This is a genomic window from Ilyomonas limi (assembly GCF_005233845.1).
GTDB lineage: Bacteria > Bacteroidota > Bacteroidia > Chitinophagales > Chitinophagaceae > Ilyomonas > Ilyomonas limi.
Genome location: NZ_SZQL01000006.1, coordinates 1 through 21,351, shown reverse-complemented (window position 1 = coordinate 21,351; position 21,351 = coordinate 1). Strand labels below are relative to the sequence as shown.

Genomic DNA, 21,351 nt, shown 5'->3' with positions numbered 1-21,351 from the left:
ATATTCATTGTATGATAAGTATTGCTGTAGTGGACGATCTGGATGATTACCGGAACGGGCTGGTAAACCTCATCAATTGGAGTGAGGGATATGCGTGCATCGGTGCGTATGCTACAGCGGAAGAAGCAATAAAAAGTTTACCTCAAATAAAACCAAATGTTGCTTTGATTGATATCAGCTTGCCTGGCAAAAGTGGTATTGAACTGGTGGAATATATTCATGAGGCACTTCCATATACACTCTGTATGATGTGCACGGCTTATGATGAAGATGAAAAAGTGTTTAAAGCATTGCAAGCCGGCGCTTATGGCTACATTCTTAAGAGCACTTCGCCTGCCGGCATACTCGATGCCATTACCCAACTGATACACGGCGGCAGCCCCATGAGCAGCGATGTAGCAAGAAAAGTGATTCTTTCGTTTCAGCCACCCAAAAACAACGTAGTAACCGACCTGCTTACTACAAGAGAACAGCAAGTATTGGAGTTGCTTTCTAAGGGATTATTGTACAAGGAAATTGCAATACAGCTTTCCATCAGCATTGATACCGTAAAGCGGCATTGCTTTAATATTTATGAAAAACTTCATGTAAGCAACAGAACAGAAGCAATTAATAAATATCATCAGCATTAACTTTACTTTTCTTATCATCTACCACAAAAGTGTTATTGCAAACAATGTAAAGAAAGAATAGGTTTGTTATATCCATCGGAGATATCAGAATCAAAATAGACATATTTTAAAAATACTTTGTTCTTGCTAACTTTCTTACAGGCATAACTTACGCCAGCGCGCATAATTTCAAGATAACTAAGATGCCGTTTATTAGTAACGATTATTAATGCAAATAATTCAATACGAATATAAACCCCTGCAAATTTATTTAACATGCTCACCGAAACTGCACCTGACAATTCATTAGCCATAAAAGCCAAACAACTGCAACAACATATTAAAGGAAAAATCATTTTTCCGGAGGATGAAAATTATCATACCGAAAAAGCAATATGGAATGGAATGATTGACAGATGTCCTGCAATGATTGTGCAATGTGCAAACACTAATGATGTGCTTGCTGCAATACAATTTGCACGTGCTAATAATTTACTAGTATCGGTGCGTGGCGGCGGGCATAATGTGGCAGGAAATTCTGTTTGTGCAGGTGGTTTGATGATTGACTTATTCAAAATGAAAAGCATCGAGATTGATACTGAAAATAATATTGCGGTAGTAGAACCCGGCGTAATATGGAGGGAACTGGACGCCGCTACAATCAAATATGGATTAGCTACCACCGGCGGCACTGTTTCGGACACTGGCATTGCAGGGCTTACGCTTGGTGGCGGCATCGGCTGGCTGATGGGCAAATATGGAACAGCCTGTGATAACCTGATAGCAGCAGAAGTGGTAACGGCAAACGGCGAACGGCTCATTGCTAATGCAGATAATAACACCGATTTGTTTTGGGCAATACGAGGTGGTGGCGGTAATTTTGGAATTATTACTTCCTTTACCTATCAACTGCATCCTATAGAACAAAATATTACCGGCGGTATGATATTGTATCCGATGGAAGTAGCAAAGGAAGTATTTCAACACTACAGAGAGTATGTAAAAAATGCACCTGATGAACTGATGAGTTATTCAGGGTTTATTGTTACACCCGATGGCTTGCCCGTTACGATGATCTTTCCTGCATGGATGGGAGCAAAAGAAGAAGCAGAAAAATACCTGGCGCCGTTGCGCTCGTTCGGGTCGCCGCTGGCAGATATGGTTGGCGAAATGCCTTACATACAACTACAATCGGCATTGGATGCGGCTGCTCCAAAAGGACTGCGCAGGTATTGGAAATCCGGCTATTTTACCGCATTAAGTGATGAATTGCTGGATATATTTATAGAGCATGTTGCTGAACGTCCTTCGCTTCTATCCCCGGTTTTATTTTTCCATATACATGGTGCTATTGCAAGAAAAGATATAAGTTTCAATGCCTTTGCCCACCGTCGCGACCAGTGGGATGCAGACATCATCAGCCAATGGATAGATCCCGCCGATGATGAAAAGAATATTGCATGGACACGAAAATTATGGAAAGCTATTGAACCTTTTACCGATAGCGTATATGTAAATCACTTGGATAGTGATGATGGCAACGACCGGGTAAAAATGGCTTATGGGCCCAATTACGCAAAGCTCCAGGCGATTAAGAACAAGTATGACCCGGAGAATTTTTTCAGATTAAACAATAACATTATTCCTTCATAAACAATCCACCCTTATGTTACCTACCAAATCCTACGCGGCACAATCTGCCGGTGCAACCCTAAGCCCTTTTAACTTCGAAAGAAGAAACCCCGGTCCGCACGATGTGGAAATAGATATTATGTATTGCGGTGTTTGCCATACCGATATTCATTTTATCAATAACGACTGGGGTATTTCTATTTACCCGATGGTACCTGGACATGAAATAATAGGTAAAGTTGTGTCTGTTGGCGGGCACGTAAGAAAGTTACATCCCGGCGATATAGCAGGTGTGGGTTGTCTTGTAGATTCATGCCGCGATTGCGAATTTTGCAACCAGGGTTTGGAACAATACTGTGCAAATGGTGCAGTATATACGTATAGTGCCTATGAAAAGGATGGTAAAACCATTACACAAGGTGGTTATTCTTCCAGGATTGTGGTAGACGAACGGTTTGTATTGAACATTTCTCCTGATCTTCCGCCCGAAAAAGCAGCACCATTGCTTTGCGCGGGCATTACTACCTATTCGCCATTAAAGCTGTGGAAAGTAGGTAAAGGACATAAAATAGCCATCATTGGTTTGGGCGGACTTGGGCACATGGCAGTAAAGTTTGCTGCATCTTTTGGTGCCGATGTAACCGTATTAAGCACTTCGCCCAATAAAAAAGAAGATGCTTTAAAATTAGGCGCACACCATTTTGTTATTACAACCGATGCAGAGCAATTAAAAGCCGTAGCCAACAAGTTTGATTTTATACTGGACACACTATCTGCCGTCCATGATTATAATATGTATGTAGGCTTACTCAAAACCGGCGGCACTCTAATATGTGTGGGCTTACCAACAGAACCTATTCAAATCCCTTCTTTTAATATTGTATTTACGCGCAAATGCATTGCCGGCTCACTCATTGGCGGCTTGCCCGAAACACAGGAAATGCTGGATTATTGTGCTGAAAATAACATCACAGCCGATGTGGAAGTGATACCTATACAGCAAATAAATGAGGCATACAAAAGAATGTTGAACAACGATGTGAAGTATCGCTTTGTGATTGATATGGCAACATTATAAACCTTTTCATTTTTAAAGTAAAAGAGGCCGTAACTGAAATTTATATAACTGTATAAAATATATCTTTTAACCCCTTGGCGGAGTTAATATACTTAAATACAAGCAGAGCGCTTATTAAAAAGAGAGAGGCAAATGAATTTCTTCATTTGCTTCTCTCTTTTCGCTGTTTTAAGAATTAACATCACTAATAGTCTCCTGCAACCTATAAAAGCGCCAGCAAATTGATATTTCCACTCCCATTCTGGTAAAAATTCTACACCATTCCACAGTGAGATAAGCAGTTGTTGTATATAAAAAGCAGTATTTCAATCCAAATAGTATAGCGGCACGCTTTTTCTTTTTTCATACTTATGTCTGACAACGAAAAATTTTCTTTAACGAACGAAGATCAGCACAACGACAGCCGGCAAAATAAGCAGTCGCTGGTGATACCCGTAATAGAAGAAACGGCACGTATAGATAAACAGGTAATAACAACAGGCAAGATAAAAATTGAAAAACAGATAGAAGAAATAAATGAAGCAGTAAACATCAGCCTGCAGCATGATGAATATACGATAAAGCGGGTAACCATAAATAAGTATGTAGATGAAGAAACACCCCAGGTTAGGTATGAAGGTAATACGATGATCATTCCGGTGCTGAAAGAAGTAGTAGTAAAAAGGATGTTGCTGGTAGAAGAAGTACACATCATTAAAGAAGTTATATCTGCTGAAGAGCAGGTCAATATTCCCCTTCGCAAAGAAAAAGTTACAGTTACCCGGTCAGCAGATAATCAGGATTCTCCTGTACAATCATAAATTTTTCTCACCACAAAAAATAAATGATATGAATCAAACAGTCATAGGCTTGTTCAACAAGTCTGCCGACGCGCAGCAAGCAATGCAGCGTCTGTTAAGTAATGGTTTTACTACAGATAATGTAGATATTTCGGTAAGTACCATGAGCAGCAGCACAAGTGTAAACCGCGACTACGATGATGATGAGCACGAAAGCGGCGTAGCCCGTTTTTTCAGGAATCTGTTTGGAGACGATGATGACGATGCCGATAAATACAGCAGGGCAGCAAGAAACGGCAAAACAATTGTGACCGTACATGCCCAAAGCAGCGACCAGGCCGAAAAGGCGGCTGATATTCTAGATGATTGTGGCGCTGTTGATGTGGATGAAAATGCCGACGATTACAACTATAACCGCACCGGTGCTGCACCAGTGGGCGCATTCAACGAAACTACCGGCACCACCATCATGCCCGATACCACAGATAGGCTCACGCAGGATTATGATATAACGGATACTGATGATACAGATATAACAGATAAAAAGATACCTATTATAGAGGAGAATCTGGAAGTTGGAAAAAGAACGGTACAAACCGGCGGTGTGCGCCTAAAAAGCCGCATTGTAGAAAAGCCTGTGGAAGAAGACCTGCGCCTGCGCACGGAGCGCGTGTATGTGGAAAGAAACCCTGTAGATCGTCCTGCCAGTGATACCGACTTTGATAATTTCAAAGAAGGAGAAACGGAAGTTACAGAACGGTCGGAAGTGCCCGTAGTAAACAAAGAAGCCCGCGTGGTGGAAGAAGTAAGCCTCGGCAAAGACGTGGATGAACGTACCGAAACGGTGCGTGATACCGTAAGGAAAACCGAAGTGGATGTTGAAAATATAGATACCAAATCCAACCGGGATACTACATGGCGGGATAATAGTTAAAAAGAGTGGCTGATAAGAAGGGTAGAAAGATAGCGGGGCTTCGGCTCCGCTTTCTTGTTTTTAATATGTATGTGAGTATGAGTGTTACATCGCAGAGATGCGAAGACGCCAGGAAAATCAATACAATATTCTTTTTCCCCTTCATTCCACTCATCCTAAAAATCTCCCTAAATCCCCGTTCAGACTTATTACCTTCGCTACGATGGAGAAAAAACTATTTCTGCTGGATGCATATGCACTCATTTACCGCGCCTATTATGCGCTTATCCGCAATCCGCGCATTACTTCCAAAGGCAAAAACACCAATGCCCAGTTTGGCTTTACCAGCACTTTATTCGAGTTGATGAATAAAGAAAAACCCACGCATTTAGCCGTGTGTTTCGATACTGGTGCGCCCACCGAAAGGCATACCGATTTTACAGAATATAAAGCCAACCGCCAGGCTGCACCCGAAGACCTGAGCGATTCCATTGAAGATATCAAGCGCATTGTGCGCGGCTTTAATATTCCTGTGGTGGCGGTTGATGGCTACGAAGCCGATGACGTAATTGGTACGCTTGCCTGGCAAGCCGCCGATGTAGGCTACAGCGTATATATGGTAACACCCGATAAAGATTACGGGCAACTACTTATTCATCCGCATGTGTGTATTTACAAGCCGCCGTACATGGGTTCGCCCACCGAAATATTAGATGCGAAAAAAATATGTGAAAAATGGGATATTGCCCGCGTAGAGCAAGTTGTAGATATGTTGGGTTTAATGGGCGATGCAGTGGATAATATTCCCGGTATTGCCGGTATTGGTGAAAAAACGGCTGCCAAACTGTTGAAGGAATATGATACATTGGAAAACATAATTGCCAATGCCGATAATATTAAAGGTGCGCTGGGCGAAAAAGTGCGCAAGGGCAAGGATAATGCAATTATGAGCAAAAAACTGGCAACCATTATCACCAATGTGCCGGTGCAGTTTAACGAAGAAAATTTCAGGCTGAAGGGGTGGAACAGTAAAGCGTTGGAAGAAGTATTTATGGAACTGGAATTTAAAACGTTGGGCAAACGCATTTTGGGCGATGACTTTAATGCGTATGCCCCGCCTGCCCCACCACCGGTGCTACAGCAAAGCTTATTTGGCGATGCCGAGCCGAGTGAACTTATTCCGCCCGAAGCACCTGTTGAAGTGCAGGAGCAGCAACCGTCGGCAGGAATGGTGGTGGACAAAAATATTCTTAACACGCCGCACCATTATGTTTTAGTACAAAGCGACGAGGAAATTGCCGCCATGCTGGGGCAATTAATGCAGCAATCCGAAATTGCTTTTGATACCGAAACCACGAATATTGACCCCAACGATGCGCAACTGGTAGGTCTGAGTTTTAGCTACAAACAAGGCGAGGGTTACTATGTTGCCTGTGTGGAAAGTGAAGAACGCACCAAAGTCATTCTGCAACAACTGCAATCACTTTTTGATCGTACTGATGTGACCTGGGTTGGGCAAAATATCAAGTACGATATGATTATCATGAAGTGGTACGGCATCCAGCTAAAAGGCAAATTGTTCGATACCATGCTCGCTCATTACGTTATTGAGCCGGAAGGCAGGCGCAATATGGATTTGCTGAGCGCGCAGTATCTGGGCTACGAGCCGGTGCATATAGAAGAACTGATTGGCAAAAAAGGGAAAAACCAGCTAAACATGCGTGATGTGGCGCTGGATAAAATAAAAGAATATGCTGCTGAAGATGCCGATATTACCCTACAGCTAAAAGATAAATTTTTACCCCTGCTCAAAAGCAGGCAGGTAGAAAAAGTGTTTTACGAAGTAGAGTCGCCCTTGCTGGAAGTGTTGATGGAGATGGAGTTTGAAGGAGTAAAAATAGATGAGCGTTTTTTAAAAGAATATTCCATACAGTTGGATATGGAAGCAAAAGCCACCGAAGAACGCATTTTCGATGCCTGTGGCACGCGTTTCAATATTGGCTCACCAAAGCAATTAGGAGAAGTATTGTTTGAAAGGTTGCAATTAGACCCCAAAGCCAAAAAAACGAAAAGCGGACAATATGCTACGGGCGAAGAAGTACTTACAAAACTGGCCAATCAGCATGGTGTGGTGAATGATATTCTGATATTCCGTGAGTTATCTAAATTAAAATCAACGTACGTAGATGCTCTGCCATTGATGATTAATAAAAAAACAGGTCGCGTGCATACTTCTTATGCGCAGTCGGTAGCCGTTACCGGCAGGTTAAGCAGTACCGCACCAAACCTGCAAAATATTCCCATCCGCACCGAGCGCGGCAGGGAAATACGTAAAGCCTTTATTCCGCGCGATGAAAATCATGTACTTATCAGTGCCGATTATTCACAGATAGAACTCCGTATTGTTGCTGCCGTTTCCGGTGACGAAAATATGTGCGAAGCTTTCAGGCAAGGCAAAGACGTGCATACCGCCACTGCCGCCAAAGTATTTGATGTACCCGAAAACGAAGTAACCAAAGACATGCGCTACAAAGCCAAGAGTGTAAATTTTGGTATAATTTACGGGCAAGGCGCTTTTGGCTTGTCTGATAATTTAGGCATCAGCCGTACAGAAGCTAAAGAAATTATTGAAAACTATAAAAAAGAATTTGCCGGCATTACAAAGTACATGGACGATACTATAAAATTTGCCCGCGAGCACGGCTATGTAAGTACACTAATGGGACGCAAACGCTGGCTGCGTGATATTAACTCCGGCAATTTTACAGTGCGCGCCTTTGCTGAACGCAATGCCATTAACTCTCCTATCCAGGGCACCGCTGCTGATATGATAAAGCTGGCAATGATAAAAGTACATCAGGCAATGCAGGCAGCTAATCTGCAATCGCGCATGATACTACAGGTACATGACGAACTGGTGTTTGATGCCTTGAAAAGTGAAGTGGAAGTATTAAAACCACTGATTTTGGAAAATATGAAAACCGCGCATCCGTTGCCCAATGATTTGCCGGTAGAGGCAGAAGTTGGAGTTGGGGTGAATTGGCTGGAAGCGCATTAAGTAAAACGCTGACAGGGTTTAGAGCCCTGTCAGCGTTTGCCCCAAAACTATAACTGAACTTTTTACACCTGTTTCCTGCTGCTTTGTGCATTGATTTTCATATAAAAACAGCAAAAACATTCCTATAATACTAATAATGTTAGTTAATTGAAGAGGTAAAACCCTTTTTTTGCACATCAAAAAGGGGTATTTTTGTGTTTGCTAACTACCCACCCTGATATTTACTATACCTGCTAAAGGCCAACAAATAGTTTTTTGATTTAAAAAGAAAAAGAGAGCGATATTATGTATTCTTATGATTTGTTAGAGCAGGATTGTTACTACATTGTGCAGTTGAACGAAGGTGATCCGCTGACGCTGTTGCAGGTAAAGGTAAAAAGTGACTATTGTGTATATGCAGTTAATTATACCGATACAGCCATTATGCAATGGGTAAAAAAAACGGATATAATTTATGATATCATTGAATGTCTTACCGACCAAACGGCACAGCAATGGCTGAATGTATATAACGGCAGCGAAGACGCATATTATGAAGAAGATGATGAGTAACAATAACTACTAAAATAACAGCTATTGATTGTACGTTGTAAAAAGAAAAGAAACCGCATGTTGAAATACAGTGCTTTGATTTTAGCTTTGGGAATGGCGCATCTATCGTTTGCTCAATGCAAAACTTACATGATTGGTGTTAAAGGCGATACGCTCAATTGTACCGATTATGCAGGTATGAAGCAAGGCAAATGGGTAGTAAAAACGCCTGCCTTGCGCGGCGAGCCGGGCTATGAGGAAGAAGGCGTATTTAAAGACAACAAGAAAGAAGGTTATTGGCGGCGTTACAGCGGGCAGGGCGATATTTTAGCAATTGAAGGTTACAAGTACGGCTACAAAAATGGCATATCCCAATATTTTTCGCTACAGGGATTGATCAGAGAAGAAAGCTGGCGTGCTGTGAATCCAGAGCATCCGTACGATACGATTCGGGTGTACGACCTGAAAGACCCCGATAAGTACGACCTGCGTGAGATAAAGGTAGAAGGTACGACGTACAAGCAGGGAACATGGAAATATTACGACCCGCAAACGGGATTGATTACTAAAACAGAAGATTATGTAATGGATAAAAAAGTAGATCCGTTTACCGGGCGTAGCCTGGAAGGAGTAACAGCCACTGACACGAGTGCAGTAGCCAAAAAGAAAACAGACAAGCCAGCCGAAGTATTAAAGTACGAGAAGAAAAACGCCAATAAGAAGAAAATAAGAGTGCGCGATGGTGCAACAGGCTATTAGGATAGGGATTTGAGGAGATTGTTACATCCCGGCTGAAACCATCCAGGTGCGGATTAACAGGATTTGAAAAGAAACCAGGTTTGATTGTTGTATGTAAGTTTAAAAGTAAAGGGTTCCAGATTTTAAAAGATTCGGAACCCTTTTATATTCCACTCCTGTATTACTCACATGGATAGCCATAAAGCTTAAATGCGTTGAACAGGTAAGCCTTAAATATTTCCTGCTCACTCAACTGCCATTGCTTTTGTTATTTGTATCTTCATCACTTCCCTGCATAGCATCTGAAGGGCGGCTGTTAAGCGCATCGCCTCGTGTACCGCTTACTACTTCTTTTTCTGCCTCGTAGAGGTAATGGGAAAAGCCAGTATCACCGTTGCCTGTAGCGCGGTTGCCATCGTTTAAATTGGCACTATCGTCTTGTTGTCCCCGATTGTTGCCGCCTATATTGCTGAATTTAACAGGATTACTTTGATCACCAAAAGTGGTACCACTTACTTCTCCGTAGTTGCGGATGCTGTCAGTAAGGCCCGAGCCGCTTTGCGTTTGAGTAACATTTTCATCATCAGAAGTCTGTTCTTTTTGTGCGGCCTTTTTTATGCCTTGTTGCTCGTCTTTGCCATTAAACACAGGACGATTATTGTTTTGTGTTTCCATGTTGTAATTATTTTAAATAAAAATTATAGTTAGTAGCAAAAGAATACAAGTGCAGAGAAAAGTATCAAGATTACTGCCAAAAGAGAAGTGTCTTGTGTTGGCTGAGCGATTGCCCGAAGTCAACTATTTAAATAAGCTGGCAAAAAGAGATAGATTGCAAACAATAGTGAGCAACTCAATTCATTACCCCAACTGATAAATAAGTGAATCCATGAACCATAAGCATTAAAGCCTATAAAAATTTAACCTCCAAACGCATTGACATCAGACAATAGATTGCTATTACTTTAATTCCTTCTTCTCTATTTTTACCTTATAAGTGTCAATTCAACGTTTTATAATATCTTCCGCCCTCATTTTTACTGCCTATTATATTCCATATATGAGAACTATTGTCTGCATTGCCTCTTTGCTATTTATTATTGCGTTTGCCGCCTGCAATAACTCTGATACGCGTAAAGTATTGGTGTTTACAAAAACAAAAGGCTATCATCACGAGTCTATTCCCGCCGGAATAGCTGCTATTGAAAAAATTGGTAAAGAACAACACTTTGAAGTGGATACCACTACCGATGCCGGCGAATTTAATGATGACAACTTAAAACAATACAAAGCAGTTGTTTTTCTAAGCACCACCGGCAACATCCTCAATTCCGACCAGCAGGTAGCGTTACAGCGCTACATGGAAGCGGGCGGCGGTTTTATGGGCATACATGCCGCTGCCGATGCGGAATATAAATGGGGATGGTACAATAAACTGGTAGGGGCTTATTTTAAAAGTCATCCACAAGACCCGAATGTAAGAAAGGCAACGGTTGTTGTCACCGACACAGCCAACCCTGCCATGAAAGGCTTACCGCAACAATGGGAACGCACCGATGAATGGTACAACTATAAAAACATTGAGCCGGATATTCATGTACTGGCAAGACTGGACGAGGACACCTATGAAGGAGGCGAAAATGGCAGAAACCATCCCATTGCCTGGTATCATACGGTAGATGGCGGACGCGCTTTTTATACTGGTGGCGGACATACTACGGAAAGCTACAGCGAACCACTTTTTTTACAACATCTGGCAGGCGGTATTCAATATGCCATGGGACCGGATAGCGTAAAACTGGATTATTCAAAAGCGTACGCTACCAAAGCGCCGGAAGAAAACCGGTTTACCAAGGTAATTCTTACCAACGATTTAAACGAGCCAATGGAAATTGCAGTAACACCAAGCAATTATGTGTATGTGATCGAACGCTCCGGCAATTTTTATGCTTATAATCCAAAAGCAAATACCACCAAATTGGTGTATAAATTTGGGGTAATGCCCGACAGCAAACAGGCATTTGGCAATGGTTTGTTAGGCATGACCATTGATCCTGATTTTGCTACTAACAAATACGTTTATTTCTTTTATACCCCTAACAAAGAACCGATTCATCAAAACATTTCGAGGTTCAAAATGATTGGCGAAGATTCGCTCGATGTTGCCTCCGAAAAGGTGATTATACAAGTGCCGCTGGACCCTGAAGTAAGTGCACATACCGGCGGTTCTTTAGCATGGGATAAAAACAAAAACTTATTCATTTCTACCGGAGATAACACGGTACCTTTTGAGTCGGATGGCTATGCCCCTTTGGACGAACGTCCCGGCAGAAAAACGTTTGATGCACAGCGTTCCGCATCTAATCCGGCTGACTTGCGTGGTAAAGTATTGCGCATTCATCCCGAAGCAGATGGCAGCTATACCATCCCCGCAGGTAACCTGTTTGCAAAAGGAACTGCGGGTACAAGACCCGAAATTTATACGATGGGTTGCCGCAACCCCTATCGCATTGCTATTAACCAGGAAACTTCTACGTTGTATTGGGGCGAAGTTGGCCCGGATGCCGGCGAAGATTCAAGACATGGACCAAGAGGGTATGATGAGTTTAACCAGGCAAAAAAGCCAGGTTATTATGGCTGGCCTTATTTTGTGGGTAACAACAGAGCCTATCACGATTCTGATTTTGCAACGAAACAAATTGGTGCATTATTTAATGTAAACGGCGCTGTAAATACTTCTCCCAACAATACCGGCATGCAGCAATTGCCGCCTGCTACGGCTGCCATGATCTATTATCCCTACAGTTTTTATGATACTTTCCCCGATTTGGGCGAAGGCGGCAGAACTGCTATTGCCGGCGCGTTCTATCATTATAATAAAAGCAAGGCAAAGCCCAACAGTATTCCGGAATATTACGACAAAGCGCTGTTTGTAATGGACTGGATGCGCAACTGGATATTCGCCTTGCGTTTTGACGAGAATGAAAATTACAAACGCATGGAAGCATTTATGCCATTAACCGGCGATTTCAGAAGACCAATAGACATGGATATTACGCCAGATGGTGTGATGTATGTGCTGGAATATGGCTCGGTATATGGCGCCGATAATGATGACGCCCGTTTGGTGCGTATTGATTACAACGGCGGTAACCGTGCGCCTATAGCAAAGATTAGTGCAAATGACAGCATTGGCCTGGTACCACTTAAGGTAAGCTTCAATAGCAACAATAGTTACGATAATGACGAAGACGATCAACTGAAATATGAATGGAAATTTGAAGGCGATAAAGTAGGCTCCACAGAACCTAATCCAACATATACATTCAACAACAAAGGCGTGTACAAAGTAATACTAAAAGTAACCGACCCTTCGGGTTTGAGCAGTGTGGATACTATGGAGGTAAAAGTAGGCAACACCATGCCGCAGATTGCCATTAATACCACCAGCAACAGTACCTTTTATTTTGATAATACTGCATTGAATTATAATGTGGATGTAAAAGATAAGGAAGATGCAAACATCGATGCGAAAAAAATACAGGTGAAGCTGGAATATGTTCCCGAAGATGCGGGTACCTGGAAGCCTTCGCCGGGCGCGCACGGCACCTGGACAACCACTGGCAAAGATTTAATAATGATGAGCGATTGCAAGGCTTGCCACCAGTTTGATACTACAGTAATTGGCCCTGCCTTTACAGCCGTTGCGCAGCGCTATCAAAATAAGCCGGGTGAAATACCAAGGCTCGCCAATAAAATTATTACCGGCGGTTCTGGTGTATGGGGTGAACATTATATGAATGCGCATCCGCAATTGAGTAAAGATCAAACAACGGCTATTGTAAAATACATCTTGTCTTTAACGCAGCAACAAACTACCAATAACCTGCCTGCAAGTGGAACAGTGCCGCTGAAAGCACCTGCCGGCAAAGGCGGTACTTATGTGCTTACTGCTGCTTATACCGATGCTGGCAGTGGTGTAGTGCCACTGACCAACACCAATGAGCTGATACTAAGACCGGCGAAGATAGAAGCGGAAGATGCAGATGTATTAAGCAATATTCGCCGCGACAACAACGATCTTGGCAGCATTCACAACAAGTCTTATTTTGTATTAAAAGGTATAGATTTGAAAGACATTAAATCTGTTACTTATAATTATTCTTCGAGGAATATTGGCGCTACTTTGGAAGTGCATGCAGATTCGCCCAAAGGTGCCATTATCAGCACACTTAATTATGAGCCTACCGGCGATTGGAACAAGTTTAAGCAGGTAACCACCTCTATTCAGGACCCTGGCGGTAAACACAACTTGTATTTTGTTTTCAAAAAAGATACAGAACCCAACCGTGATATGTTCTCGTTGGATTGGTTGAAGTTTAATAAATAAAGCTTCGTAAACTAAAAAGCCTCTTTAAAAAGAGGCTTTTTAGTTTATTATACAAGAACAAGATTCACTAAAGTGTAGAAATAAGCAATCCTTCATTCCGCAGTTAACGCCTTCTATTATCATAATTTGATTTTACGATCTGCATAGCCTATGCTTATCCTGTTAATGATGAATATTTTTCGTTATTCAAAACAAAAGATGGTTAATAATGTTTGAATGTGCGTGCAATCATATTTTTAAAAAAAGTACGCGAATACTTTTACAAACAAATGATTATCGTATGAATAAAATTGATAGCTTATTTGTTCCTGCCTTGCAGCCGGCATTAAAACATCCGACTATTTTAAAGAAGTTTGATGATCTGAAAAGTGGTGAATCGTTCTTATTGATTAATGACCACGATCCTATACCGCTTTATTACGAAATGAAAGCAGAAAAAGGAGATATCTTTGAATGGAAAAAAATAGAAGATGGACCCGAAGTCTGGAAAGTAGAAATCACTAAAAAGAATGACGCATCCCGCTTAGTTAATCCAATAAAAGAATCCGAAACAAAAGCAAAAGAAGCGGAAGTTTTTGTTTTAAATGTAACGCTTATTGAACCACGGCTGAAACACCCAACCATTTTTAAATATTTTGATGCGCTGGAAGAAGGCAAAGCTTTCCAGCTATTGAACGACCACGATCCAAAGCCTTTGTATTATCAACTGTTGGGTGAAAGAGGTAATATTTTTACCTGGACTTATCTTGAAAAAGGTCCACAGTGGTGGCGTGTGCAGATAAAGAAAAACGATCCGCAAAGCGGCGAAACGGTGGGTGAAATTGCAGCCAAAGATCTACGTAAAGCAGAAGTGTTTAAAAAGTATGGCATTGATTTTTGCTGCGGCGGAAAGAAATCATTGAAACAAGCTTGCGAAGAAAAAGGCATTGATGTAGCACTGGTAGAAGCCGAATTGCAAAATCCAACACAACAGGTACAATCAGCTAATAATTACAATGCCTGGGAACCCGATTTTTTAGCGGATTATATTTACAACCAACATCATATCTATTATTACAACGAAGTACCGCGCATCAACGATTTGTTTGCAAAAGTAGTAGGTCATCACGGCGATCATTACCCTGAATTGCAAACACTTTATTCACTTTTAAGTCAGTTGCTGCAAGAATTGAACGTGCATTTCCTGCGCGAAGAAAGAGTGGTATTTCCATTTATTAAAGCGCTGGTTGCTGCAAAAAGAACTGGCAACCGTGATGCGCTAAACAGCCAACCTTCACTTACCGAACCCGTGCGGATGATGGAAGTGGATCATGAAGCAGCAGGCGACATTTTAGCCGAAATGAGCACAATAACAAACGAGTACAATCCTCCGGCAGATGCCTGCAACAGCTTTCAGTTTTTATACAAAAAGCTGAAGGAACTGGATGAAGATCTGCGTCAGCATATTCATCTTGAAAACAATATTCTCTTTCCAAAGGCCTTGAAGCTGGAACAGGAATTACGAAATTAAATTAATGTAACAGGCTCCGGTTTCTCAAAGCCGGAGCCTGTTACATTAATTGTTTTTATAAGGTTTTTGAATAAATAGTAAGCTCTTGTGTTGTTTCAGGCGGGCACTTACACCTCCTGTTTTTATACAACAATGTAAACAGTAACAAGTTATTAATTTTTTAAAAGATGATTATAAATGCCAACACAAAAATTGCTTCTGTTCTAAAAGAAAATACCAATGCGCTGGAAGCTATTGTAAGCCTCAGTCCAAAGTTTGAAAAACTGCGCAACCCGTTGCTGCGAAAGGTAATGGCGCCACGAACATCGTTGGCAACAGCATCTAAGATGGGTGGCTGTACGCTGGATGAATTGTATCAAAAACTGGAACCACTTGGCTTTAAAGCAGACAAGCAAATAAAAACCAATGAGGAAGAAGAACAAACGCAGGTTCCCCATTTTGTAAAATTGCTCGCGCAAATACAAGTAACCGAGTTAGATGTTCGCCCTGTTATTGCTTCGGGCAGCGATCCGCTGAAGCTGATAATGGAAGAAGTAAAAAAAGTAAAACCAGGAGAGGTTTTAAAGATCATCAATACTTTTCAGCCGACACCTTTGATATTGATGCTGCAGAAAAAAGGTTTTGAAACCTACTGCGATAATATCTCTGACAATTTATCTGAAACGTATTTTTATAAAAAAGCGGCAAATAACACAGTAGAAGAAGAAATTGAAAAGCAGGTTAGCAATGATTGGGAAAGTGTATTGCAACAGTTTAAAGATAAATTGCAGACTATTGATGTAAGGCATTTGCAAATGCCGCAACCCATGCTCACTATTTTAGATGCATTGGAACATCTTGCTCCGGGCACTGCACTATATGTTTATCACAAACGCATACCGGTTTTTTTGTTGCCGGAGTTAGCTGAAAAAGGGTTTGAATATCGCATAAAAGAAATACAGGACGGAGAAGTACATCTCCTAATTTTTAAACAATAATGGCAGTTTTTATAAACGATACCAGCACGGTCAAAAACACTTCGTATAAAGTAGTAATTCCATTTTATGTATATGCGGCAATATCTTTTTTAGTAGCCACTATACTTCTATTTTTTTCAGGTGAAGATTTCACCCAGCATTATTTTCAGCCACACATCCTGGCTGTTACACACACGATGGCTTTGGGCTGGGGCACCATGATTATTTTGGGTGCAAGCTACCAGTTGGTGCCTGTATTGATTGAAGCAGAACTGTTTAGCAACGTTCTTGCTTATGCTTCTTTTATATTAGCAGGAACCGGCATTCCGCTGTTAATATATTCGTTGTATTTTTTTCAGTTTACATGGACAGCTTTGGCAGGCGCCATTTGTATTAATGCGGCTATTTTGGCTTATGTTATCAACCTGGCAGTCAGCATTTCAAAAAGTAAAACAGAAAATGTACACGCAACTTTCGCTTTCACCGCATCGTTATGGTTGTTTATTACCACGCTAATCGGCTTACTGCTGGTCTGCAATTTTCAGCATACCATTCTGCCCGAAGCTTCGGTGCATTATTTATCCTTACATGCGCATATTGGTATTGTGGGCTGGTTTCTGTTACTGATTATTGGCGTTGGTTCCAGATTGATACCAATGTTCCTTATCTCTAAATATGACACTCCCAAAAGGCTTTGGCTCATCTATTATCTGCTGAATATAAGCTTACTTACTTTTATCATATTTTTCTTTAGTGTTACACAATCCATTTACTACCTTATTCCGCTTATAGTCTTATTAGCAGCTTTAGTATTATTTATTATATTTTGCAGAAAAGCATATCAACAGCGCATACGTAAAAAGGTAGATGAACAAATGAAGCTGTCCTTGCTCTCTGTAATAATGGTGCTATTGCCTGTTTTTATTTTATTGGTGTTAATTGTTTTGCTATTCTTTACAGTGGTTAATGTACAACTGGTAATGGTATATGGCTTTACTATTTTCTTTGGGTGGATTACAGCTATCATTTTTGGTATGACGTTTAAAACACTTCCCTTTATTGTTTGGAATAAAATATATCATGCCAAGGCAGGCAATACAAAAACACCTAATCCCAAAGATTTATTCAATGCAACACTCTTTACAGCTATGGGATGGAGTTATTTGTGCGGTTTTGGTCTTTTTGTTGCCGGCATTATGGCTGCTAATATTTTCCTCCTACAAACGGCAACCGTTTTATTGCTGATAACAGCAGTGTTGTACAACTGGAATGTATTGAAAATGTTGATGCATAAACCCGCCAAGTTATGAACGAAGTAATTACCAATAATGATGTTCAGTGCACTACTGCACTGGCTGCATTGCACAATATTATAGATCCTGAAATAGGATTAAACATTGTGGACTTAGGCTTGATTTATCAAATTGATTTTGATGAAACAGCTAAAGAGATTTTTATGTCTATGACGCTCACCACACAATATTGCCCGATGGGAGCAAGCATTAAAGATGGCGCAGAACGCGTGTTGCAGCACGCTTTTCCACAATACACTATTCATCTCCAGTTACTATTCGATCCGCCGTGGAGACCAAGTAGAATTTCGGAAGAAGGGCAGGCGTTTTTGAATAGATATTAAATAAACAGCCAGCATTGTTTAAGCAGGGAAAACATTGTTGTAAAATTGTACACAGTATCTGCAATTGCTGCGCATTAATACAAAATTGTTGCAGCGTACATTCTTCCACATTATATACACCTTATTGTAAAGCAATTGCTTAGGCAACAAAAGAATAGAGGTTGATGTTATCTGTGGCACATTTTTTCGTGAATAAATGTATTCTATCACTTCCAATAAAATCAACCATTATGAAGCGTAAGTACATTTTTATCAGTATTCTTTGCCTTGCACTAACTATTGGTTTCTTTGCCTGCAGCGGCTCCGGCTCTGATACCAGCAATGACACTTCGGCGGGTACAGCCGCTGCCACCGACAATACCGCTGCCGCTGACGAGGGAAGCAATCCAAAAGGAATAGGTCCGCATCAGAATGTGGAACTGACGCATCCGTTAGACAAGCAAATGATTGAACTTGGCAAAAGTGTATATGATATTAAATGCGCTTCGTGCCATAAACTATCCGATGAAAAGTTAGTAGGTCCCGGCTGGAAAGGCGTAACAGACAGAAGAACACCGGAATGGATAATGAACTTTATTACCAACACATCGGAAATGCTTCAGAAAGATACGGCAGCACAAAATATGCTGGAAATATGCCTGGTGCAAATGCCCAATCAAAATCTTACGGAAGCCGACGCCCGCTCTATGCTGGAATTTATGCGGAATAATGATGGTAAGCAATAAAAGAGGATTTTAGCGTTTAAGCAGGAAAGCCATACAAACTTTAGTATGGCTTTTTCTGTGCCCGTACCAACCGGTATCTTGATAAAACAATTAATAATGCGCCGCTAAACAGCATAATAGCCGTTGCCCATAATAGCCACATAAAAACAGGGCTGCTTGTTTTTAAGAGTACGCCTAACCCCTGCAACATCAAAACAATTTCGTTGGCAATAATACCAGCAGAAAATAAAACGAAAGGATAGCCGGCGGAAGTTGTATGTGGAATAAAACGGTCGCTTTGTAAAATAACAGAAAAGATATAAAAGGTAAGAAAGCCAAGAAACACCAGGTGCAAAAACCCAATGATAACCGGGCGATCACCATACACTGCATTGCCTAATTGTGGAAAAATGGTACCTATATTCAACAGCATTTTTAAGCAAAAAGAAAGAATGGTAAATACCCAAAAAACCCTGACAAAAGAAGATGCAAATACTATTTTGTGCGAAAGTTGCCGGAGAAATGACAACAAAAAAACAAGGCTTAGTATCATCAACAAACATCCAATGGCTGCGAAGACGTAAAACAAAACCAGGTTGTGCCAAAGTAGGGCAAGAAACAAAGAGGGCACTATTGACAAGCACAGAAAAAGGGAAAATAACCGCCCGTTTTTGGTAATAGTATTACCTTTTTGAATAAGATAGTTAAATGCCAAAGCAAAGACTGCAACAGTAAAAAAGCCATTGTATTGAAAATGGAGAAAGACATAAATGGAATCGCGGTATAAAATGGAGTTGTTGTATTGTGCAAACAAAATATAAACGAGTCCTAAAGTACCCAGGAAAGAAACAATAAGGCTTGCGATGGCTGTAAAGCAAAGCAGTTTTATTGTTTTATGTAGTGAAACGGATAGAACATCTTTTAAAAAAACATACGCAAACACAACTGCTACCACAATGTATAACGTGGAAAAGAAAATGGTAATCGCATTATATCCGAAGAAAGGAAAGGTAAGCGCCATGCCCAGCGAACTGATTTCAACGCCTGCTAAAATACGTTGATATATTTTCTTTTGAGATAATGAACCAGGCAGTACATCATAAATCAATAAGGTCATCAATGCCAGTCCCGCCCATCCCGAAAAAGCAAAATGCGAGTGGGCGCTCAGGAAATTTCTGTAATTAACAAAAGGAATTGTAAACAGAATTTTACTGCGCAAACAAAATCCAAAGAAGGCTACAATGCATAAGTTTATAAGGCATAAACTTATCCAGAAACTTCTTGTTTTAGTCATGTGGATGTGGAGGTATTTTATTCTGCAATAAATACACCCGCTGCCCCTTCTGTCGCATTTGCAAACGAGTGATCTAAAAATGTATAGCTACCTTTTTCGGGCAGTACAAAATCAATGATGGCACCCTGTGCAGGCCCCACCAGCACTGCCTGCATACCGGTAAATTCATTTGCAGGATTTCCATCAAGCCATACTTTATCGAGGATGGTTCCTATAACGTGAAAACTGGAAATATTATTAGGTCCAACATTCAAAAAATATACACGTATTCTTTCGCCAACTTTTACACGCAGGGGACGAAAAACATACTGGCTTACCTTACCATTGAAAGTAACATACGTAGGGTCGCGATGCAATGCAGCAATCGTATCGGCTGCATACACAGAGCCACTTGCCTGTTTAAGATAATATTCATTTTGTACAAGCGCAAACTCACGGTCGGCATGATCTGGAAAACCGTCTTTTGGATCCACAATCACCATACCTACCATACCCGAAATCATGTGCATCAACACCATAGGCGTACCACAGTGATACATGAACACGCCGGGATAATGCGCCGTCCACATAAAGTGAATGGTTTCTCCCGCTGCAATACTGCGGTATTTATCTTCGGGATTAACCATGCCTGCATGAAAATCTATGGAGTGCTGCATGGGCTTCATGGATTCCATATTCATGGCAAGACTCATATTAGACATGGTGGAATCGCTGGAGCGGTTGGTCATAGAAAACTTTACCGTTTGCCCAACGCGCACATGAATGATAGGGCCGGGAATAGAATCGCCAAAAAGCCAGCCGGCCATCAACACATCTTTCTTAACCTGGAATAGCTTATGCGTTACGTCAAACTTTATTTCTACTGTATCGCCGTCTGGTACCTTTGGAACGTTTGGCCCATAAGCGAGCGGACCTGTTTGCTTTTGGATGTTTGCTCCACTTGTTACAACAGCCTGCGGAGTAGTTGCTACCCCTTTTGCAGCCGTATTATCCGAGTCATTATTGTTGTTGGTTTTGCAACCAAAACCCAAAACAACGCAAAGCAAAAACAGGATGGTATTCTTCATACTTACCAATGCTACAAAAAATTTGCCATTTGAATATCAAAGAGATATAAGCACCGTTCAAATACATCTGTTACACACTTGTATAAAGGACTGCTCCGCTTCTGATTGCTGCATGGATTATAGATGGTACCGGCAATTATACCTTACCTGTAATAGATTGCGTTGATAAGAAGCGTATGTATTTTTATTTACATCAATAAAGATAAAAAAGCAGAAAGAAGGCAGAAAATAAGAGACTCAAAGCACGAAAGAGCAAACAGCATTATAGACGCTAAAAAAGGCTATCACGATTTGAAAGAAAATGATGCTGAATAAGTAAAGATTTTATTAAAAGTGTAAGGGTACCCATAATTCGGCAGTAAGGAAATAGGGCGAATTCTTTATTTTTAAACTGTCAAAAACATGAAAAAGAAAACGTTTACAGAAAGCCAGATTGTGGCTGCTATCCAGAAACAGG

18 protein-coding genes are annotated in these 21,351 nt (G+C 41.1%); 15 read left to right on the top strand and 3 right to left on the bottom strand.

Annotated features, from left to right (window positions below; translation table 11 throughout):
* Positions 1 to 11: 11 nt before the first annotated feature.
* From FC093_RS08990 to FC093_RS08955, 8 genes are all read left to right on the top strand, one after another.
* The gene (locus tag FC093_RS08990) at positions 12 to 632 is read left to right on the top strand and encodes a response regulator transcription factor (protein WP_137261440.1); all 621 of its coding nucleotides are present in this window, start codon (positions 12 to 14) and stop codon (positions 630 to 632) included.
* A 255-nt stretch (positions 633 to 887) separates the two neighbouring features.
* Positions 888 to 2,264, top strand: coding sequence for an FAD-binding oxidoreductase (locus tag FC093_RS08985; RefSeq protein WP_137261439.1), 1,377 nt, complete (start codon positions 888 to 890; stop codon positions 2,262 to 2,264).
* 13 nt (positions 2,265 to 2,277) lie between these two features.
* Positions 2,278 to 3,321, top strand: a complete 1,044-nt coding sequence (locus FC093_RS08980; RefSeq protein ID WP_137261438.1) for an NAD(P)-dependent alcohol dehydrogenase — start codon at positions 2,278 to 2,280, stop codon at positions 3,319 to 3,321.
* A gap of 350 nt (positions 3,322 to 3,671) precedes the next feature.
* The gene (locus FC093_RS08975; protein WP_137261437.1) at positions 3,672 to 4,121 is read left to right on the top strand and encodes a YsnF/AvaK domain-containing protein; all 450 of its coding nucleotides are present in this window, start codon (positions 3,672 to 3,674) and stop codon (positions 4,119 to 4,121) included.
* Between the two features lie 28 nt (positions 4,122 to 4,149).
* Positions 4,150 to 5,034 (top strand): YsnF/AvaK domain-containing protein, encoded by an 885-nt coding sequence (locus FC093_RS08970; RefSeq protein WP_137261436.1) that lies wholly within the window; start codon positions 4,150 to 4,152, stop codon positions 5,032 to 5,034.
* Positions 5,035 to 5,236: 202 nt separating this feature from the next.
* Positions 5,237 to 8,071, top strand: a complete 2,835-nt coding sequence (gene polA, locus FC093_RS08965) for a DNA polymerase I (RefSeq protein ID WP_137261649.1) — start codon at positions 5,237 to 5,239, stop codon at positions 8,069 to 8,071.
* Between the two features lie 285 nt (positions 8,072 to 8,356).
* On the top strand, positions 8,357 to 8,623 hold the full coding sequence (locus FC093_RS08960) for a hypothetical protein (RefSeq protein WP_137261435.1): 267 nt from the start codon (positions 8,357 to 8,359) through the stop codon (positions 8,621 to 8,623).
* A 57-nt stretch (positions 8,624 to 8,680) separates the two neighbouring features.
* Positions 8,681 to 9,361: a toxin-antitoxin system YwqK family antitoxin gene (locus tag FC093_RS08955; protein WP_137261434.1), complete on the top strand. Its 681-nt coding sequence runs from the start codon at positions 8,681 to 8,683 to the stop codon at positions 9,359 to 9,361.
* Between the two features lie 228 nt (positions 9,362 to 9,589).
* On the opposite strand, the gene FC093_RS08950 is transcribed toward FC093_RS08955, so the two are convergent.
* Positions 9,590 to 10,015 carry a hypothetical protein gene (locus FC093_RS08950; RefSeq protein WP_137261433.1) on the bottom strand — a complete coding sequence of 142 codons (426 nt, stop codon included), beginning with the start codon at positions 10,013 to 10,015 and terminating at the stop codon, positions 9,590 to 9,592.
* 382 nt (positions 10,016 to 10,397) lie between these two features.
* On the opposite strand from FC093_RS08950, the gene FC093_RS08945 reads away from it, so the two are divergent.
* From FC093_RS08945 to FC093_RS08920, 6 genes are all read left to right on the top strand, one after another.
* Positions 10,398 to 13,727 carry a ThuA domain-containing protein gene (locus FC093_RS08945; RefSeq protein ID WP_137261432.1) on the top strand — a complete coding sequence of 1,110 codons (3,330 nt, stop codon included), beginning with the start codon at positions 10,398 to 10,400 and terminating at the stop codon, positions 13,725 to 13,727.
* Positions 13,728 to 14,007: 280 nt separating this feature from the next.
* Complete coding sequence (ric, locus tag FC093_RS08940) at positions 14,008 to 15,237, top strand: iron-sulfur cluster repair di-iron protein (RefSeq protein WP_240743250.1); 1,230 nt, start codon at positions 14,008 to 14,010, stop codon at positions 15,235 to 15,237.
* Between the two features lie 167 nt (positions 15,238 to 15,404).
* A complete protein-coding gene (locus tag FC093_RS08935; protein WP_137261431.1) occupies positions 15,405 to 16,214 on the top strand; it encodes a DUF2249 domain-containing protein in 810 nt (269 codons plus the stop codon).
* Positions 16,214 to 17,503 (top strand): heme-copper oxidase family protein, encoded by a 1,290-nt coding sequence (locus FC093_RS08930; protein WP_137261430.1) that lies wholly within the window; start codon positions 16,214 to 16,216, stop codon positions 17,501 to 17,503. The genes FC093_RS08935 and FC093_RS08930 overlap by 1 nt, the downstream gene beginning before the upstream one ends.
* Entirely contained in the window at positions 17,500 to 17,829 is a 330-nt protein-coding gene (locus FC093_RS08925) for a metal-sulfur cluster assembly factor (protein ID WP_137261429.1), read from the top strand. The genes FC093_RS08930 and FC093_RS08925 overlap by 4 nt, the downstream gene beginning before the upstream one ends.
* A gap of 230 nt (positions 17,830 to 18,059) precedes the next feature.
* Positions 18,060 to 18,554 carry a c-type cytochrome gene (locus FC093_RS08920; protein ID WP_137261428.1) on the top strand — a complete coding sequence of 165 codons (495 nt, stop codon included), beginning with the start codon at positions 18,060 to 18,062 and terminating at the stop codon, positions 18,552 to 18,554.
* 40 nt (positions 18,555 to 18,594) lie between these two features.
* Here FC093_RS08920 and FC093_RS08915 read toward each other — a convergent pair whose 3' ends face one another.
* Both FC093_RS08915 and FC093_RS08910 read right to left on the bottom strand, forming a co-directional pair.
* Entirely contained in the window at positions 18,595 to 19,827 is a 1,233-nt protein-coding gene (locus tag FC093_RS08915) for a hypothetical protein (protein WP_137261427.1), read from the bottom strand.
* A 17-nt stretch (positions 19,828 to 19,844) separates the two neighbouring features.
* Positions 19,845 to 20,894, bottom strand: coding sequence for a multicopper oxidase domain-containing protein (locus FC093_RS08910; protein WP_137261426.1), 1,050 nt, complete (start codon positions 20,892 to 20,894; stop codon positions 19,845 to 19,847).
* A gap of 162 nt (positions 20,895 to 21,056) precedes the next feature.
* On the opposite strand from FC093_RS08910, the gene FC093_RS23735 reads away from it, so the two are divergent.
* The gene (locus tag FC093_RS23735; protein ID WP_170971035.1) at positions 21,057 to 21,209 is read left to right on the top strand and encodes a hypothetical protein; all 153 of its coding nucleotides are present in this window, start codon (positions 21,057 to 21,059) and stop codon (positions 21,207 to 21,209) included.
* Positions 21,210 to 21,351: the final 142 nt, after the last annotated feature.

Excerpts from the sequence above, each read along its gene's own strand:
- FC093_RS08990 (WP_137261440.1), top strand. The coding sequence starts at position 12 with ATGATAAGTATTGCTGTAGTGGACGATCTGGATGATTACCGGAACGGG.
- FC093_RS08985 (WP_137261439.1), top strand. The coding sequence starts at position 888 with ATGCTCACCGAAACTGCACCTGACAATTCATTAGCCATAAAAGCCAAA.
- FC093_RS08980 (WP_137261438.1), top strand. The coding sequence starts at position 2,278 with ATGTTACCTACCAAATCCTACGCGGCACAATCTGCCGGTGCAACCCTA.
- FC093_RS08975 (WP_137261437.1), top strand. The coding sequence starts at position 3,672 with ATGTCTGACAACGAAAAATTTTCTTTAACGAACGAAGATCAGCACAAC.
- FC093_RS08970 (WP_137261436.1), top strand. The coding sequence starts at position 4,150 with ATGAATCAAACAGTCATAGGCTTGTTCAACAAGTCTGCCGACGCGCAG.
- polA (WP_137261649.1), top strand. The coding sequence starts at position 5,237 with ATGGAGAAAAAACTATTTCTGCTGGATGCATATGCACTCATTTACCGC.
- FC093_RS08960 (WP_137261435.1), top strand. The coding sequence starts at position 8,357 with ATGTATTCTTATGATTTGTTAGAGCAGGATTGTTACTACATTGTGCAG.
- FC093_RS08955 (WP_137261434.1), top strand. The coding sequence starts at position 8,681 with ATGTTGAAATACAGTGCTTTGATTTTAGCTTTGGGAATGGCGCATCTA.
- FC093_RS08950 (WP_137261433.1), bottom strand. The coding sequence starts at position 10,015 with ATGGAAACACAAAACAATAATCGTCCTGTGTTTAATGGCAAAGACGAG.
- FC093_RS08945 (WP_137261432.1), top strand. The coding sequence starts at position 10,398 with ATGAGAACTATTGTCTGCATTGCCTCTTTGCTATTTATTATTGCGTTT.
- ric (WP_240743250.1), top strand. The coding sequence starts at position 14,008 with ATGAATAAAATTGATAGCTTATTTGTTCCTGCCTTGCAGCCGGCATTA.
- FC093_RS08935 (WP_137261431.1), top strand. The coding sequence starts at position 15,405 with ATGATTATAAATGCCAACACAAAAATTGCTTCTGTTCTAAAAGAAAAT.
- FC093_RS08930 (WP_137261430.1), top strand. The coding sequence starts at position 16,214 with ATGGCAGTTTTTATAAACGATACCAGCACGGTCAAAAACACTTCGTAT.
- FC093_RS08925 (WP_137261429.1), top strand. The coding sequence starts at position 17,500 with ATGAACGAAGTAATTACCAATAATGATGTTCAGTGCACTACTGCACTG.
- FC093_RS08920 (WP_137261428.1), top strand. The coding sequence starts at position 18,060 with ATGAAGCGTAAGTACATTTTTATCAGTATTCTTTGCCTTGCACTAACT.
- FC093_RS08915 (WP_137261427.1), bottom strand. The coding sequence starts at position 19,827 with ATGACTAAAACAAGAAGTTTCTGGATAAGTTTATGCCTTATAAACTTA.
- FC093_RS08910 (WP_137261426.1), bottom strand. The coding sequence starts at position 20,894 with ATGAAGAATACCATCCTGTTTTTGCTTTGCGTTGTTTTGGGTTTTGGT.